Origin of the sequence: Labilithrix luteola, from assembly GCF_001263205.1 — a bacterium.
Lineage (GTDB): Bacteria > Myxococcota_A > Polyangia > Polyangiales > Polyangiaceae > Labilithrix > Labilithrix luteola.
Genome location: NZ_CP012333.1, coordinates 5,348,961 through 5,365,141 on the forward strand (window position 1 = coordinate 5,348,961; position 16,181 = coordinate 5,365,141).

The window sequence follows — 16,181 nt, forward strand, 5'->3', positions numbered from 1 at the left end:
CGTAGGCTTCAACGAGGGTGGTTTAGCGGGGGAGGCTCTCCACCCGGTACGCGAAGGTGACCTTCACCCGGGAGGAGCTTCGGAAGACGAGCTCCATCCGCAGAAGGGCATCGAGCGCGGCATTCGTCTTCATGCCGCGTGCTCGCGCTGCATCGACGACCCGCGCAAGAGCCTCGCTTGCATCGGGGGCGTGATGGAACGCACCCGGAAGCACGAACAGCGGTCCTGCTTCGCTCGCTGCGATCACGCGAGCATCGAAGTATCCTTCGGCATGCTCGAGCGCGATCGCTTGAGCCTCGTCGACGTGCTGGACCAGAAGCTCGGCACCCGACCAGAGATCCACGAGGCGCGCGCCCTTGTTCGTCACGTCTTCGGCGGAGAAGAGCCCACGATGTGCCCGGCCGAGCGCACTTACGTATCTTCCCCACGCCCATGCCTCTTTCCCGAGGTGGGGAAGTGCGCGCTCGGCGAACCCTTGCGTGGTCAGGGCGTCGTCCCAGAACGCGCGGCTTCGTGCCTCGAACCAGGGATCTTCCGGGCCAAAAACGCCGGTTCGCGACTCGAAGCTCCTCCGCAGCGACTGTGCGATTCGAGCTAGCTCGGCATGCGGGCTCTCGTCCGAGCTACGAAACTCCACGGCCCCGAGCTGGCAGATTCCCTCGTAGGCGGCGAGAAAGGTGGAGGGCGTGGTATCGTCCATGGGCTTCCGATGCAGAACAGGATCTTCTTCCCCCAGGCTGCTCTCGACCAATGGGGCATCGAGGGCAAGGTCGACCTGAGCGCGAGCGACCTCATCCTGCTCGCAGAGGGCCGCTCGTACAAGGTCGTCGAGGCCGTTCACGTTGTCACGGAAGTGACGGGTGCGAACGACGCCCATCAGATCGTGGGGAAGGTGAAGTCCAAGGTCTCTCTCGAAGAGCTTGGCGCCGAGATCCTCGAGAACTCGATGATCATCGGAGACAACGCGTACGACGTCATTCCCGGCTGGGCCGGTATGGCCAAGTCCACGTTCGCCTCTCATCTGCTTTCGGGCGAGCGAATGAACGCGCGCGGTGGCAAGACGGACGTCGGCTCGGCGCCGAACACCGACGAGGAGCTCTTGCGCCGTTTCCTCGACAACACACTTTAGAAGCGCACCCACGTACCAGGGAAATCCGTGACCGACGAAACCGCAGCCAACGTCCTGTTCGTGTCGACGTCGGCGGCGTACGTCGCGGCTTCGGTGCTGTTTTTGCGCTTCTTGATTCGCGGCAAGGGCGACGTTGGAACGTGGGGCCCGCGCCTCATCGGGCTCGCGGCGGCTCTGCACGCGGCTCATATCTGCGTGGCTTCGATCGTGGCGAAGGTGTGTCCGGTCGAAGGCATCCACTTCCCCATGAGCGTGGCCTCCATGCTCATGTGCGTGGCGTACCTCGTGGCGCGCCGCCGCCTGCGCATCGACGTGGCGGGCGCCTTCATCGCTCCGCTCGCGCTCACGTCGCTCATGGCCTCGCGCTTCGTCGGCGGCGGTACCGAGCCAGGGGAGCGCATCAAGAGCGTGATTCTGCCCTTCCACGTGACGCTCAACCTCTTCGGCGTCGCGCTCTTCGGCCTCGCGTTCTCGGCCGCGTCGCTCTACCTCGTGCAAGAGCACCTCGTGAAACGAAAGCGGATCGATGGCGTCTCGCGCCGTCTCCCGCCGCTCGACGCGCTCGATCGCGCCGAGCACCGGTTCCTGCTCGCGGGCTTTCCGCTGCTCACGATCGGCATCATCACCGGCACGCTTTGGGCGCGCCGCGTGGAGGTCGGAGCCACGAGCGACGTCCTTCGCGCCGTCTTCGGGTACGTCGCGTGGCTCGTCATCGCCGGCGTCCTACTGCTGCGCTCGGCGGCCGGTTGGCGAGGTCGACGCGCGGCGTACGGAACGATCGCCGGCTTCGGTTTGGCCGTGCTCGTTCTCGTTGTTTACCTCGTCCGCAAGGAGCCCCCGAACGGCATCACCGCCGACGCCGTCGAGACGACGAGCACGAGCGCATCCGCCTTGCCCGTCACCCCGGGAGCCCTTACAAGCCCGCTCGCCACACGAGCCGTCTCCCCATGAGCTTGCCCGTCGTCGTCATCGGAGTCTCGCACAAGACCGCGCCGGTCGATGTTCGCGAGCGCTTTGCCGCCGGATCGGACCTCTTGCCCGAGGTCCTCGCGCGTCTCTCTCAGCGACCGGAGCTCGAGGAGTCGATGTTCCTCTCGACGTGCAACCGCGTCGAGGTGATCGCTCTTCCGAAGCCCGGTCGTTCGAACGAAGAGGCCGCGCTCGTCGCCTCGCGCGCCATCCGCGAAGCGCTCCGTGAGCACATCAACGCGTCGAGCATCGAGGAGATGAGCGACTGGCTCTACGAGCGAAGCGGCGAAGACGCCGTGCGCCACATCTTCCGCGTGGCCGCGAGCCTCGACTCGATGGTGCTCGGTGAGCCGCAGATCCTCGGTCAGGTCAAAGACGCCTACGACGCGGCGGTGTCGGCCGGCACGCTCCGCAACCATCTCTCCCGCTGCATGGGGCGCGCCTTCACGGTGGCCAAGCGCGTACGCACCGAAACGCATCTCGGCGCCGGCACGGTGAGCATTTCGAGCGTCGCCGTCGATCTCGCTCGGCGCATCTTCGGCGACCTCCGGGACTGCACCGTGCTCCTCGTCGGCGCCGGCGAGATGGCCGAAGCCGCCGCCAAGAGCCTCGGCAAGACCGCGCGCTCGATTCGTGTGTGCAATCGCAGCTTCGAGCGCGCCGCGAATCTCGCGGCCACGTTCGGCGGAACCGCGGCGCCTCTCGACCAGCTCGAAGCGGAGCTCGCCATCTCCGACGTCGTCGTCACGAGCACGTCGAGCAAGTCGTTCCTCGTCACGCGCGACCTCGTCAAGCGCGTGATGAAGCAGCGCAAGGGCCGCACGCTCTTCTTCATCGACATCGCCGTTCCGCGCAACGTCGAGCCGGACGTGCACAAACTCGACAACGTCTACGTCTTCAACGTCGACGATCTGGAGCAAGAGGTCGCGGAGAACATGAAGGCACGCCAGCAGGAAGTCGCTGCGGCCGAAGCCATCGTCGACACGGAGCTTCGCGAGTGGTCGTCATGGGCGAAGGGGCTCCACGTCCAGCCCGCCGTCGTCGCCTTGCGCGCCAAGACGCGCGCCGTGCTCCTCGCCGAGCTCGAACGAAGCCTTGGAAGCCGGCTCAAGCACCTCGGTGAGACCGAGCGCCTCGCGCTTCACCAGATGATGGAGAGTGCGACGAACAAGCTTCTCCATGCCCCCACCACCCGCTTGAAGGCCGCGGCGGCATCGGCGGACGGTAGCGACCTCGTCGACGCTCTCGTTCACCTCTTCGATCTCCCCGAGCTCAATTCCACGTCGGAGAACGGCCAGAAGACAGCGGCCGAAGCCGCCGTCGTGGAAGAGCCGCTCCCTCACTGAGACCTCCTCGACAGGAACGTCATGAAGCTCACGTACGCCACGCGGCGTTCTGCTCTCGCTCTCGCTCAGTGCCGCGCGTTCGTCGCTCGGCTGAAGCTGGCCCATCCGGATCTCGAGCTCGTCGAAGAGCAAGTGGTCACCACGGGCGACAAGATCCAGGACCGCCCGCTCTCCGAAGTCGGTGGCAAGGGGCTCTTCGTCAAAGAGATCGAAGAAGCCCTGCTCTCGAATCGCGCGGACATCGCCGTCCACTCGATCAAAGACGTTCCCGGCGTCTTGCCCGACGGGCTTCTCATCGCCTGCATTCCCGCGCGTGAGGATGCGCGCGACGTGCTCGTGTGCCCCCGCTTCGGCTCGCTCGAGGGGCTGCCGAAGGGCGCCAAAGTCGGAACGAGCAGCCTCCGGCGCATGGTGAATCTCCATGCGGCGCGCCCCGATCTCTCCATCCTCCCGATGCGCGGCAACGTCGATACGCGACTTCGCAAGCTCGAGGAGGGCGAGTTCGACGCCATCGTCCTCGCGCGCGCGGGCCTCGTCCGCCTGGGCCTCGAGAACCGTGCGACGGCCATTCTTCCTCCCGAGATCTCGCTGCCCGCGGTGGGCCAGGGCGCGCTCGGCATCGAGTGTCGCGCGGACGACGCGAAGACGCGTGCGCTCCTCGCGGCCCTGCACGATGAACCGACCAGCCGGTGCGTGGCCGCCGAGCGAGGCGTGCTCATCGCGCTCGAAGGTGACTGCAAGACGCCGATTGCGGCCTACGGTGAGCGTGTCGTCAGCGGGGACTCCGTCTCGCTGCACCTCCGCGCCTTCGTCTCGGATCCCGACGGCAAGAATGTCCGGCGGGCCGAGGAGACGGTCCCCTGGCCCGCCTCCGACGAGGCCGCCCAGGACTTCGGCCTCCGGATCGGCCGTTCTTTGCGAGCCTGAAGGGGCATTTCCCCGGAAGCTTGCGGGCCGATGGGGCTCGACTATGCTGCCGCAGTTCCCCTCATGCGTCGCCTTTCGTCCGTCATCGCCTCGCTCGCATTGGCGTTCGCGTTCGCGCTGATCACGCTGGTCCCGCGGACGGCGCTGGCAAAGGGCGGTTCGGCGATCGGCGAGCCGCTCCGCCTCGAGGTGCCGAACGCGCCGGAGGCGTACTACTACAAGCCGCGCGCCAAAGGGCCGAAGCCGATTCTCATGTACCTGCATGGTCGGAACGGCAATCCGGCCGAAGACTGCAGGAAGTGGGCACGCGTGGCGTCGCAGTTCGGCTGGGTCGTGTGTCCTTCGGGGCCCGGTGACTCGGGCGCCGGTGGGCGCAGCTGGTCGAACGGCGCGGGTGACGCGCAGCGCATCATCGACGCGACCGTCGCGGCCCTTCGTGCGAAGTACAAGGGCAAGGTCCAGCGTCGGAGCAACATCCTCATCGGCTTCAGCGAGGGCGCCTTCGTGGCGATGCAGGTCGGCCTGAAAGATCAGGCGACTTGGAGCAAGTGGCTCATCCTCGCTGCGAGCGATCAGTACTGGGGCGGCACCGAGGTCGAGTCGCTCGACAAGCGCAAGGTGCGCCGCGTCTATCTCCTCACCGGCGAGAACGACGGCGTCGCGCAGAACACGGTTCGCGTCGGCGAAACTCTCAAGAAGGCGAAGGTCCCGGTGATGGTGAAGCTCGTCCCGGGGATGGGCCACGAGGTGCCGAGCGATCGGATGATCAGCACCTATCGCCGTCCGCTCGCCTGGCTCGCGCAAGCGAAGTAGGAACGCGGCAAGCGCGAGCGGAGCCGCGCAGGCGTCTCGATCGAATCAATCCGATGTCGATCGAAGTCGCATGAGCTTGCATCCCAGGGATGTGTGCTACGTAGGCCTGCGATGGAAGCCTCGCCGAAGTCTGCCAAGCGTCCTCCACTCATCCTCGGGATTGCGGGCGGGTCGGGATCAGGCAAGAGCACGGTGGCGAAAGCCGTCCTCGAGGCGCTCACGCCGGGCCAAGGAATTCTGCTCCAGCAGGATCACTACTATCGGCCGCAGTCGCACCTGCCCGAGCGTGAGCGAGCAAGCGTCAACTACGACCATCCCGACGCCCTCGAGCTCGACCTCATGATGGCGCATGTCGACGCCCTCCGTTCGGGCGAGCCGATCGTGCGGCCCACCTACGACTTCGCCACCCACGACCGCCTGAAGGAGGGCCTCCGCCTCGAGCCGGCGCCCGTCATCGTGGTCGAAGGAATTCTCGTGCTCGCGGACGAGCGGCTCCGCTCGCGGTTCGAGGTCAAGCTCTACGTCGATACCGATTCGGATATCCGGCTGATGCGCCGCATCCGCCGCGATCTCGAGCACCGGGGGCGCACCTTCGCGCAGGTTCGCCAGCAGTATTACGAGTCGGTCCGCCCCATGCACATGGCCTTCGTGGAACCCTCCAAGCGTTTCGCGGACATCATCATTCCGGAAGGCGGACAGAATCGCGTGGCGCTGGATTTCCTTTTCAGTTTCGTACGCCAAAGAGCGGCCGAGGGCGGCTAAGATAGACTTAGCCCCCCGTGAACGGTTCTCCGCCGTCGACCAAGACCAAAGCAGCCGACCTACTGTTTCGTGCGCAGATGCTGGCGCGTCCGCAGTACGAGCGGGTGATTGCGCTCGGCCAGAAGTCGCCGGAGCGTAGCGAAGAAGTCATCGTCGAGAACGACATCATGTCGGAGGCGGACCTTCTCAAGGCCCTCTCCGCCGTTTACCGCACGCACTTCGTCTCGACGGAGAAGCTCGCCAAGGCGGACATCCCGCGGGCAACCGTGCAGCTGATCCCGCGTCGCGTTGCCGAGACGATGGGAGTCTTCCCGGTCCTCTTCGATCGCCAGCGCAGCGTGCTCAGCGTCGTGACCGCCGATCCCGACGATGCGGCGACGCTCCGCGAGATCAAACTCGTGTCCGGCGCGTCGGACGTGAAGGCCTTCGTCACGCGCCCGGCCGCGATCGCCGCGGCCATCCGCAAGCATCACGCGGGTGATCCGCGCGCGTTCGAGCTCCTCGAGCGCGGAGGTCTGCACTACGACTTCGGCCAGCAGGTCATGGCCGACGGCCGCATCATGACGGCCAAGGACACGCTCCGAAACACGGGCATCGAGCTCGGAAGCGGAAACGGTCCTGCGGCTGCGCCGGCGTACGAATCGATCTCTCCGCCGCCGCCCGCGGCTGCACCGTCGGTTCAGGCGGCTGCACCGATCCCCACGCCGGTGCGTTCGCCTCCGCCCGTTCCGCAGCAGCCGGCGAGTCCTCCGCCGCTGCCTCGACGTTCGGTCGTCGCGGAAGACGAGGCCTCGCGCCTCCGGAGCGATGAGAAGGTCTTCGGACCGCGCCCTGCGCGCACCGCGGCGCCTTCCGAGTTCCCGGCGTCCGAGCCGACGCGCGCGCCCAAGCGCACGGGACGAAGCGTGTCGCTCTCCGCGCCGCCGCCGCCGAATCTGTCGCCGCCTTCGGTTCCTGCGCCGAGTCCCGTGCGTTCGCGAGCGCCGCATTCATCGCCGCCGATTCGAGCGGCGCAGCCGGCGCGCAATCCGGCGCCGTCCGGTTCGTCCGAGTTCTACATGCAGCCGAGCGACGCCGTTCGGCAGCAGATCCTGCAGAACGACACGACCATCGAGCTTCTCACCGTCATGGTGAGCTTGCTCGAGAACTCGCGCGCCGAGCTTCGTGGTCACTCGTCGCAGGTGGCGCGCCTCCTTCGTCGCGTGGCCGAGCGCATGAACCTCGATCGCACGGAGACGCATGCCGTCATCGTCGCGGGGCACATCCACGACATCGGCAAGATGGGCCAGTTCCATCTGACCGCGCTGAACTGCGCCGAGTACGAAGGCCACCGCGTCGCCGCGCAGAAGACCCACGAGACGCCGCTTCGCCTGCTCGAGACGGTGCGACTCTCGCCCTCGACCAAGAACGCCGTCATGCACATGTACGAGCGCGTCGACGGCAAGGGCTTCCCCGGCAAGCTGGTCGGCAAAGACATTCCTCTCGGCGCGCGTCTGCTCGCCGTGGCCGACACCTACGCGGACCTGACGCAGAACCCGCGTAACCCATTCCGCAAGGTTCTCTCCGCGGCCGAAGCGATGGACGTGCTCGCGAAGCACCGCGGCTCGATCTTCGACCCGAGCATCCTCGACCTCTTCAAGGCGCTCGTCCTCGGCGAGGACATGAAGGAGAAGCTCCTCGCCAACCGCTATCGCGCGCTCATCGTCGACGCCGATCCCGAGGAGTCGACGGTTCTCGAGCTCCGCATGGTCGAGCAGGGCTTCGACGTACGCACCGCACGTTCGGTGGAGGCGGCGCGCAAGCTCCTCGCCGAAGGCGTCGAGTTCGGTCTCGTGATCTGCGAAGTGGAGTTGCCCGACGCCGACGGTCTCGCGTTCCTCTCCGAGGCTCGCCGCGAGAGCTGGGGCCGCGACATCCCCTGGGTCGTCCACACGCAGAAGACCGGTCGCGCCGAAGCGCAGCGCGCCTTCGACCTCGGCGCGATCGACTTCGTGTCGAAGCCCGTTCAAGCCGAGGTCCTCGTCGCCAAGCTCAAGGCCATGCTCGACAACCAGAAGGCCTCGAGCAAGCGCGCCACCAAGGGCGTCAGCGGAAGCCTTCGCGAGATGGGCCTGCCGGACATCGTCCAGGTGCTCTTCCACGGCCGCAAGACCGGCAAGCTGAACGTGAGCTCGGGCGGCAAGACCGGCGAGATTCACTTCCTCGAGGGCAACATCGCCAACGCGATCCTCGCCGATCTCGCGGGAACGAACGCCTTCTACGCGATGCTCAAGTTCGTCGACGGCGACTTCGCCCTCGACCCCTCCTTCACGCCCCCCAAACGCATCATCGAAGAGCCCGCCGAAGCCCTGCTCCTCGAAGGCATGCGGCGTATGGACGAGGGGCTCTGAAAGAGTCCCGAGTCTCTGGCATTCTGCCGGCGTGCTTCGTCTCCCTCATCGCAACCTTCGCGCAGCTGCGTTTTCGCCCACCGCCGATCGCATCGCGACGGTGGGCCTCGACGGCGTCCTTCGTCTCTGGGACCTCGCGACGGGTGACACGCTCGTTCAGTTGGAGGCGAATGCGAGCGGCGTTTCGGCCGTCACGTTCGCCGGCGATTCTCGCCTGGTCACGGGGGCGCAGAGCGGTGAGCTCGTCACGTGGGACCTCGATACGTGCACGGCGGTTCGACGAGCCAAGCTCCCGTATGCAGTCAGCAGTGTGCTCGTCCACGCGCAGCATGGCAGCTTCGCAGGAGTCAGCGACCTCCAACACGGCAACTACGTGTACCGTCTCGAGGAGGATGGCGGGTATTCTGTAGTTGTAGAGTGCATCTATGGGTCGGGGCGCTGGACGCTCGCCGCCTCCCCAGACGGACGACACCTCGCTGCCCTTTGCGTGGACGGGCACTGGATGGAGTTCGTCGGCCTCTGGCTCGTGGAGCTTCCTTCCGGTCGCGTCCTCGACGGGGCCATCGGCGGGAGCTTGAACTACTCGCCCGGACGGACTTGGACGAACGACACGCCACGCGCGGGTCGTCCTGAGCCACCTTGGACTCGTTCTGATTTCGAACGAGTGATGTGCATGAGAACCGGCTATCGCTCTCTTCGGCACGGGTGTAGCTCGGAGGCGAGGTGTCCTTGATGAAACGCTCGCTCGTTGCCATGGCTGCGCTCACGCTGTTCGCTTGCTCTCACGGTGCGCCGCCGGCGGAGACGAAGGCCCCCACCGCGGCGGCCGTCGACGCTACCGATGTCTTCCGCTTCCACGTCGGCTCGCTCGAGGCCATCGCCCTCAAAGATGGGGACATTCACATCCCGAACGACGGTAAGACCGTCGGTGTCGGTCAAGGCAAAGAGGCGGTCGGAGCACTTCTCTCCAGCGCGGGTGTGTCCGCCGAGACGATCGACTTCAGCATTCAACCGCTTGCGGTGCGCGACGGCGCGCGAATCTTGTTGTTCGACACGGGCGCTGGTGATGCGTCGTTCGCCAAGGCAGGCCGCCTGACGGCCTCGCTACGAGCGGCGTCGATCGAGCCGTCGGCGGTTACGGACGTCTTCCTCTCGCATGGTCATCCCGATCATATCGGCGGCTTCGTCACGCCCGAGGGAACGTCAGCATTTCCGAAGGCGCGTATCCATGTCTCCGCCCCCGAATGGGAAGCGATGCGCGCGGATCCCAAGCACGCGAGCCTCGTGAAGATGATCGGGCCGCAAGTCGACGCCTTCGCGCCGAACGCGACGATTCTCCCGAGCGTCACGGCGGTTGCCGTACGCGGCCACACGCCAGGTCATAGCGCGTATCGAATTTCGTCCGGCTCCGAGCACCTCCTCTACGTCGGCGATTCGGTCCACCACTCGGTGGTGTCGGTGCAGAAGCCCGATTGGACGATTGCGTTCGACCTCGGCGGAGACGCGCCAACCGCACAGGCCAGCCGTCGCGCGCTGCTCGAGCAGGCGTCGACCGAGAACCTGCGAATCTATGCAGGTCACTTCCCGTTCCCGGGCATTGGTCACGTCCGCAAACAGGGCGACGGCTTCGTCTGGGTGCCCGAAGCCAAGTAGCCTTGCGCGCTCGCCTTATCCACGCGAGCGGGAACGAACGCTGGTCTGCACGACGCGCGAAACCTTGCGCACGTGCACGTTGCCTGTCACGTCGGTCCAGCGATCGTCGAGTGCGTCGTACCGGCGATGGGTGAGGTCCTTCCGTTCGAGCTCGGCGACGCGGGCACGAACGCCTTCTACGCGATGCTCAAGTTCGTCGACGGCGACTTCGCCCTCGATCCTCGTTCACGCCCCCCAAACGCCTCATCGAAGAACCCGCCGAAGCCCTGCTCCTCGAAGGCATGAGGCGTATGGACGAAGGGCTCTGAAGGAGTCCCGAGTCTCTGACCGCCGAGCTACCCGATCTCTTCGATCTTATTGAGCGTCTCCTTCACCGCGATGTCGGGCGGCAGGCCCTCACTCAAGACCTGATACGCCGCGTAGGCAGTAGCGGCAGCGATCGCGAGCTCTCCGACCCCAACGGCGGTCGCGAGAGCGAGGCCGGCGCCGCCGGCGGCGACGATTCCGATCGACGGTCGCTTCTTCATCGCCGACCAGGCACGTGCTCCCCGTCGTTTCAGGGCGCTCTCGACCTTCGCCGCGACCGTTCCCTTCGGCGCCAACCGCGTTCGTAGGGAGCGCTCGATACGATGACGAATATCGGTCGCGGTGTCGCTCGGCCCCGTTGCCGCCGAGTGCGTGTGGACCTGTTCGCTCGCGCTTCCGGACGTCGAAGCCTGCTGTTGGATTTCGCGAGTCATCGCTCAGCCCTCCAAGCACGGACCTCCCATGCGAAGCTTGGCAGCGACTGCAAGTCGCTGACCAAACTCGGCTCCGCGGTTCCGCGCGCGCAGGAGTCGCGATATCAGCATTCGCGCCACGAGCCACGATCGGCATCAGCGCGATGCGAGAGCACGAGGACGCCGCAAACACGAGTGCGTGCGCGTCACGTGTGGTGCTGTTGTTGGTTCCGGCTCCACGCGAGCACGAGCAGAGAGGCGCCGACCTCCGGAGCCCGAAGGAACGGCGACGTGGAATCCTCGTGTGAAGGTCGCTAGCTGATGCCGGCTTACTTCGGCTGGACGAGTTCGACTTCCCAGTCGATCTGCGCGTCCGAACCGCTCCACGGCGGGAAGGTGAGGTTCGAGAACGCCTTCTCCACGCAGTTGCCCGTGGCCTTGCCCTGGTAGGGAGGCGGCACGGTCACGCCCTTGGAGTGGCCATTGTGACCGAGTTGCACTTGCAACGTGGCCTTGCCCCACGGGCCATTGGCCTTGCCGTTCTCGTCTTTGGCGTGGCCGCAGTTCTCTTTGACCTGGCGCGCAGCACGCTTGAGAACGACGTCGGTCGCCTCCTTGTCGTACTGGTCGACGCGCTGAGCAGGCTTCTCGTTGACGGCCGTTCCTCCGCTCTTCGGCTTCGGCGACTCGTCGCTCGGCACGGGGGACGATGCGCCCTCCCACTTCGGGACTTCGTCCGCCGGCTTCGCCTCTTCACTCGAAGGTTCTTGCGCGGGCTTCTGCGAAGACCCGCACGCAACCAACCCCACCACCAGGAAAGGGATCCACGCGCGCATGAGCTAAATGTAGCACTCGTACGCGAACAGGGAAAACAGGCGCCCCCGTTGAGGCGCGCTGGGGACGAAGTGCCGCGCTTGTGACACTACCGGGAAGGGGCGGATCCGAGCGCTCCCCTCACGCGTCACAGGTCGGTGATGCTGTAGTCCTTGATCTTGTAGAGCAGCGCGCGATGGCTGATCTCGAGAAGCTCGGCGGCACGCGTGCGGTTTCCACGCGTTTTCTGCAGCGCTCGCCGGATGAGGATCTCCTCGATGGCCGCGGTCGTCTTCTTGATCGAGAGCTCTCCCGAGGCGAGTTGCACTTGCACCGGGTCGAGCGCGTCGCGGAGCCGCTCCGGCAAATCCTGCGACCCGATGACGTCGCCATCGCACAAGACCATCGCCCGCTCGATGGTGTTTTCGAGCTCGCGCACGTTGCCCGGCCAGGAGTACTCGAGCAGGAGCTTGCGTGCTTCGGGGTTCACGGCGCGGATCTGCGTGCCGAGCCGCGCGTTGTTCTTCGCGAGGAAGTGATCGACGAGGAGGTTGATGTCCTCCTTGCGCGCGCGAAGGGGAGGGATGGCGATGGGCAGGACGTTGATGCGGTAGAAGAGGTCCTCGCGGAAGCGTCCGGCCTTGGCTTCGGCGGCGAGATCGCGATGCGTGGCGGTGACGATGCGGACGTCGACCTTCACGTCACGTGAATCGCCGAGGCGTCGAATCGATTCTTCCTGCAGTGCGCGAAGGAGCTTCACCTGCAGGTTGAGCGGGAGCTCGCCGATCTCGTCGAGGAAGAGTGTGCCGCCGTCGGCTTCTTCGAAGAGGCCACGACGGTCGCTGTTCGCGTCCGTGAAGGCGCCCTTCTTGTGTCCGAAGAGCTCGCTCTCGAGCAGGTTCTCCGGGATGGCGCCGCAGTTGATGGGCACGAAGGGCTGATTTTTACGGGCCGAGCGATGGTGGATGGCGCGCGCGACCAGCTCCTTGCCGACGCCGCTCTCGCCCTGAATGAGCACCGTGGTCTTGAAGTCGGCGATCTTGGTGATGGTCCGGAAGATCGTCGTCATCGACTCGCTGCGCGCGAGGATCGACTCGAACTGGCTCTCCTTCGTGATCTGCTCCTTGAGCGCGCGGTTCTCGCGACGGAGCGTCTCGCGTTCTTCCGCCTTGCGTAGGGCGAGGACGATCTCGTCGGCCTTGAAGGGCTTGCCCACGTAGTCGTAGGCGCCGGCCTTCATGGCTTCGAGCGCGAGATCGACCGAGCCGTACGCGCTCATGACGATGACCGTCGCCGGGTTCTGTTTCGCCTTGAGCGTGGCGAGCAGATCGAGGCCGCCCATCTTGGGCATGCGCACGTCGGTGAGGATCACGTCGGGCCCGAATGAGTCGACGAGCGCGAGTGCGGCCTCGCCGCTGTCGGCCACCTCCACGTCGTAGCCGTTGCGCTTGAGCAACGTCTTCAGGACGAGGCGGATGTTTTCTTCGTCGTCGACGACCAGAACACGGCGCATGGGAAGCCCTGAAAAAGTTGCGACCTCGACTCTACCACCGTTCGGTAGCCCGAGAAACAACCGCAATACGGCACGCAACGTTTGCGAAGCGGGGATGGTGAGAAGGACCAGGCTCGCGCTCGCGTCGGAAATCTCACGCGCTACGCTGCGCGCTTCCTTCGGGCTCCGTCGTGCCCGTGAGCGAGGAGATGGTGGAAGAGCTAAGGCCAGGGAGTTACGTCACCAAAGCGATCCGTCTCGTGCGTCCTCTCGCGGAAGGCGGCATGGGCAGGCTGTGGATCGCCGAGCACGAAGCGCTCGGGACTCAGGTGGTCGTGAAGTTCATGGCCGAGGATCTCGAAGGTCGTGACGGAGCGACCGAGCGGTTCGCTCGTGAAGCGGCGATCGCTGCCGCCGTTCGCAGCCCGCACGTGGTGACGGTGTTCGACTCGGGCACGACCGACGACGGACGGCCCTACATCGTGATGGAGAAGCTCGATGGTTGCGACCTCGCGCTCTATCTCCAGCGCTACGGGCGGATGCCCGCACGCGACGCGCTCTCCCTCGTGAGCCAGCTCGCGCTCGCTCTGGCCAAGGCCCACGAGATCGGGATCGTGCATCGCGATCTCAAGCCGGAAAACGTGTTCCTCTGCGAGCCGTATGGCGGAGAGCGCTTCGTGAAGCTGCTCGACTTCGGAACCGCGAAGCGGCAGCTCGGGATGCCGGTGAAGACGACGACAGGGCAGCTCGTTGGAACGCCCTATTACATGAGCCCGGAGCAGATCATCGGCGAGCCGACCGATGCGCGTTCGGATCTCTGGTCGCTCGGCGTCGTCGCCTTCGAGGTGCTGACGGGGCGACGCCCGTTCGAAGGTTCGACGGTCGGTGCCATCACGCTGGCCATTCATACGGCGCGCGCGAAGATCTCCGCGATCGCGCCCGAGCTTCCTTCGTCACTCGATGCGTGGTTCGAACGAGCATGCGCGCGCGAGCGAACGGAGAGATTCCAGGACGCGCGTGCGATGGCCGACGCCTTCCTCGCGGCCTTCTCGCTGCAAGGGCAGGTCTTCCGCGGTCGCGTCGACACATTGCCCTTGCCCGATCTCGTGGCGCCGCCGGAGGCGTATCCGAGCGTCGCCGCACCGCCTCCCTCGTTTCCCAGTGTGCCTCCGCCGGAGTCGTATCCAAGCATGGCGCCGCTCTCGGCGAGTCTCTTGCCGCCGGAGCGGGCGCGATCGTCGTCGAAGTGGATCATCGGAGGCACCGCCTTCGCGATGGTCTCGGCGATCCTCGCGGTCGTCACGCATCAAGGTGGGAGTCATGCGGCGTCGGCTTCGAGTCCCGTCTCGCCGCCCGCGTCGACGCAGGCGCCTCCTGTCATGACCACCGAGCCGACGGTTGCTCCGACGCCCGCGCCTCCGCCCGTCGTTCCTTCGGCCACGCCTGCCGTGACGCCCTCCGCGTCGGCGGATCGTCCGGCGGCAACGGCAACGGCGTCGGCGTCGGCTGCGCCACGCGCGGTGCCTTCGGCGACTGCCAGCGGCTCGGCGTCGGCGGCTCCCTCGACGTCGGGTTCCACGGCGACGCCGGCCAAGAAACGTCCTGCCGCGGACGAGCTTCCGACGTTCAAGCCGAATCCGGCCGTCGAGGACTCGGAGGACGAACAGCCTTCCGAACACGTCGCCCCGGCACGCTCGGCTCCGGTGCCGTCCGCCCCGCGTGTCGTTACGCCTCGCGCCGTTCCGATGCCGGAAGGAACCTCCGAGCCGCAAGACGACGCGACGTCACCTTAGCGTGCGCACATCCTGCCACCAACTTCGCTCCCCAAGAGAATAGCCGCGCTCGCCGCGCGTACTCTTCTCTGATGGAGCCGACCGCCCCCGACCTCTCGCGCGCCTTTCGCCTCGCGCTTCCGGTGGCCCTTGGCTTGCCGATCGTCGGTGTGGGGCTCGTATCGCTCGTTGACCGCCTCTCGGTCAGCCTCGTCTTCACGGTCATCGCGACGGTGATGGTCGGGGTTCTCGTCGTGGCCACGCGCTCGAAGGCGCCGCGCGCAGGGATCGTCGCCGGCATTGCGGCGGCGTGCTGGTCGTTCATCGGAGCCGTCGCCGCCGCGACGAAGGCCGACGTGCCGATCGTCTGGGGAACCGACGGCGTGCGATGTGGGACCGCGATGATGTCGATGCTCATGATCGTGGGGCCGATCGCGGGCTTTTGGGGCTTCATGGGAGGTCTGGGCCTCGGCGCGCTCGGCGTCCGACGTCGATGGGATTCGACGATGCGTGGGCTCGCGACGGTCGCGACGGCCACCGTGCTCGTCGTCACCGCGTTCGAAGTGCCGAAGCTGCGATTCCCCGACGCCGACTCGTACGTTGCTTCTCTCGAGCCGGCGCGCAGCGTCGAGGTGAACGGCACCGTCGTTCTCGATGGGCAACCGTTCCGTTACGAACGTCACCCGATCCAGACCGTGCCTTCGCAGGAGGGGCCTCCCGAACCGACGTTCGCGCAGTGTGACCTGATCGGTGGTGCCGGAGGCGCCGTCACCTTGAACGCGGTGGGGACGTCGGCGCCGTGCCCGGCCGTTCGCTTCCGAACCGATCCGATCTTGGATTTGGTCGTCGTCGAGTCCCAGAATGTGCCGTGTCTCGGGGATACTTGCTGGTCCCCACGCTCTGCGCTCCGGAGGACTGATTGGACGAGTGTGTCGGTCACACCGCGCATCGCCGCGCATCGCCTCTCCGCGCCGACCGGCTGGCGTATCGGTGGCGCGTTCGGGTCCCTCATCGCGGTCGTCGCGATGGTCGTCGCGAATCGACTACGGAAGCGCGCCGCGAGGCTGACGCTGATCGGGGCTCGTCATCTGGGCGGTGGCCGCGTCGAGCTGAGCACGACGTCCGAGCCCGTCTTGGTGCCCATCGCTGCCTCGCTACCGATCGGGCCGATCGTGCTCGATGGAGAACAGCGTGGTCTTCCGACGTACCGCGACGCGGGTGGGCTGCGTTATTCGTCGGCCTTCGCGGGATCGCTCGCCGACCATCGCGCGCGGCGAACGGACCTTGCCGCCAGCTTGACCGCGCTCGCGTTCGCAGCGGCTGCGCTCGGGGCCACTCCGCTCGTCGTCGTGCGGATCCTGTTCGGACTTTGAGGCGACAACCTGCGCTCCTCGTC

16 protein-coding genes are annotated in these 16,181 nt (G+C 66.3%); 12 read left to right on the forward strand and 4 right to left on the reverse strand.

The annotated features are described in order from the left end of the window. Positions 1-22 precede the first annotated feature (22 nt). Positions 23-700: a hypothetical protein gene (locus tag AKJ09_RS23590; RefSeq protein ID WP_146649464.1), complete on the reverse strand. Its 678-nt coding sequence runs from the start codon at positions 698-700 to the stop codon at positions 23-25. A gap of 9 nt (positions 701-709) precedes the next feature. Between AKJ09_RS23590 and AKJ09_RS23595 the strand changes: the two genes are divergently transcribed. The 10 genes from AKJ09_RS23595 to AKJ09_RS23640 all read left to right on the forward strand — a co-directional run bounded on the left by AKJ09_RS23595 (position 710) and on the right by AKJ09_RS23640 (position 10,274). After that, positions 710-1,129 (forward strand): hypothetical protein, encoded by a 420-nt coding sequence (locus AKJ09_RS23595; protein ID WP_146649465.1) that lies wholly within the window; start codon positions 710-712, stop codon positions 1,127-1,129. A 27-nt stretch (positions 1,130-1,156) separates the two neighbouring features. Further along, complete coding sequence (locus tag AKJ09_RS23600) at positions 1,157-2,080, forward strand: cytochrome C assembly family protein (protein WP_146649466.1); 924 nt, start codon at positions 1,157-1,159, stop codon at positions 2,078-2,080. Further along, positions 2,077-3,444, forward strand: a complete 1,368-nt coding sequence (gene hemA / locus AKJ09_RS23605) for a glutamyl-tRNA reductase (protein ID WP_146649467.1) — start codon at positions 2,077-2,079, stop codon at positions 3,442-3,444. Before AKJ09_RS23600 ends, hemA begins: the two co-directional genes overlap by 4 nt. A gap of 21 nt (positions 3,445-3,465) precedes the next feature. Then, complete coding sequence (hemC, locus tag AKJ09_RS23610) at positions 3,466-4,371, forward strand: hydroxymethylbilane synthase (protein ID WP_146649468.1); 906 nt, start codon at positions 3,466-3,468, stop codon at positions 4,369-4,371. Positions 4,372-4,434: 63 nt separating this feature from the next. Continuing rightward, positions 4,435-5,184 carry an alpha/beta hydrolase family protein gene (locus AKJ09_RS23615; RefSeq protein WP_146649469.1) on the forward strand — a complete coding sequence of 250 codons (750 nt, stop codon included), beginning with the start codon at positions 4,435-4,437 and terminating at the stop codon, positions 5,182-5,184. Between the two features lie 111 nt (positions 5,185-5,295). Continuing rightward, positions 5,296-5,946, forward strand: coding sequence for a uridine kinase (gene udk, locus AKJ09_RS23620; protein WP_146649470.1), 651 nt, complete (start codon positions 5,296-5,298; stop codon positions 5,944-5,946). 17 nt (positions 5,947-5,963) lie between these two features. Continuing rightward, complete coding sequence (locus AKJ09_RS23625) at positions 5,964-8,336, forward strand: HD domain-containing phosphohydrolase (RefSeq protein WP_146649471.1); 2,373 nt, start codon at positions 5,964-5,966, stop codon at positions 8,334-8,336. A gap of 31 nt (positions 8,337-8,367) precedes the next feature. Then, positions 8,368-9,069, forward strand: coding sequence for a WD40 repeat domain-containing protein (locus AKJ09_RS23630; protein ID WP_146649472.1), 702 nt, complete (start codon positions 8,368-8,370; stop codon positions 9,067-9,069). Beyond that, positions 9,069-9,989, forward strand: a complete 921-nt coding sequence (locus AKJ09_RS23635) for an MBL fold metallo-hydrolase (protein ID WP_205633787.1) — start codon at positions 9,069-9,071, stop codon at positions 9,987-9,989. The genes AKJ09_RS23630 and AKJ09_RS23635 overlap by 1 nt, the downstream gene beginning before the upstream one ends. Before the next feature lie 72 nt (positions 9,990-10,061). Next, positions 10,062-10,274 (forward strand): hypothetical protein, encoded by a 213-nt coding sequence (locus AKJ09_RS23640; protein WP_146649473.1) that lies wholly within the window; start codon positions 10,062-10,064, stop codon positions 10,272-10,274. A 50-nt stretch (positions 10,275-10,324) separates the two neighbouring features. Here the strand turns inward: AKJ09_RS23640 and AKJ09_RS23645 are convergent, their stop codons facing one another. The 3 genes from AKJ09_RS23645 to AKJ09_RS23655 all read right to left on the reverse strand — a co-directional run bounded on the left by AKJ09_RS23645 (position 10,325) and on the right by AKJ09_RS23655 (position 13,034). Further along, positions 10,325-10,729, reverse strand: coding sequence for a hypothetical protein (locus AKJ09_RS23645; protein ID WP_146649474.1), 405 nt, complete (start codon positions 10,727-10,729; stop codon positions 10,325-10,327). Between the two features lie 308 nt (positions 10,730-11,037). Further along, on the reverse strand, positions 11,038-11,544 hold the full coding sequence (locus tag AKJ09_RS23650; RefSeq protein WP_146649475.1) for a hypothetical protein: 507 nt from the start codon (positions 11,542-11,544) through the stop codon (positions 11,038-11,040). Between the two features lie 125 nt (positions 11,545-11,669). Further along, entirely contained in the window at positions 11,670-13,034 is a 1,365-nt protein-coding gene (locus AKJ09_RS23655) for a sigma-54-dependent transcriptional regulator (RefSeq protein WP_146649476.1), read from the reverse strand. A 176-nt stretch (positions 13,035-13,210) separates the two neighbouring features. Here AKJ09_RS23655 and AKJ09_RS23660 point away from each other — a divergent pair, with 176 nt between their 5' ends. Continuing rightward, complete coding sequence (locus AKJ09_RS23660) at positions 13,211-14,806, forward strand: serine/threonine-protein kinase (protein ID WP_146649477.1); 1,596 nt, start codon at positions 13,211-13,213, stop codon at positions 14,804-14,806. 71 nt (positions 14,807-14,877) lie between these two features. Continuing rightward, a complete protein-coding gene (locus AKJ09_RS23665; RefSeq protein ID WP_146649478.1) occupies positions 14,878-16,158 on the forward strand; it encodes a hypothetical protein in 1,281 nt (426 codons plus the stop codon). Positions 16,159-16,181: the final 23 nt, after the last annotated feature.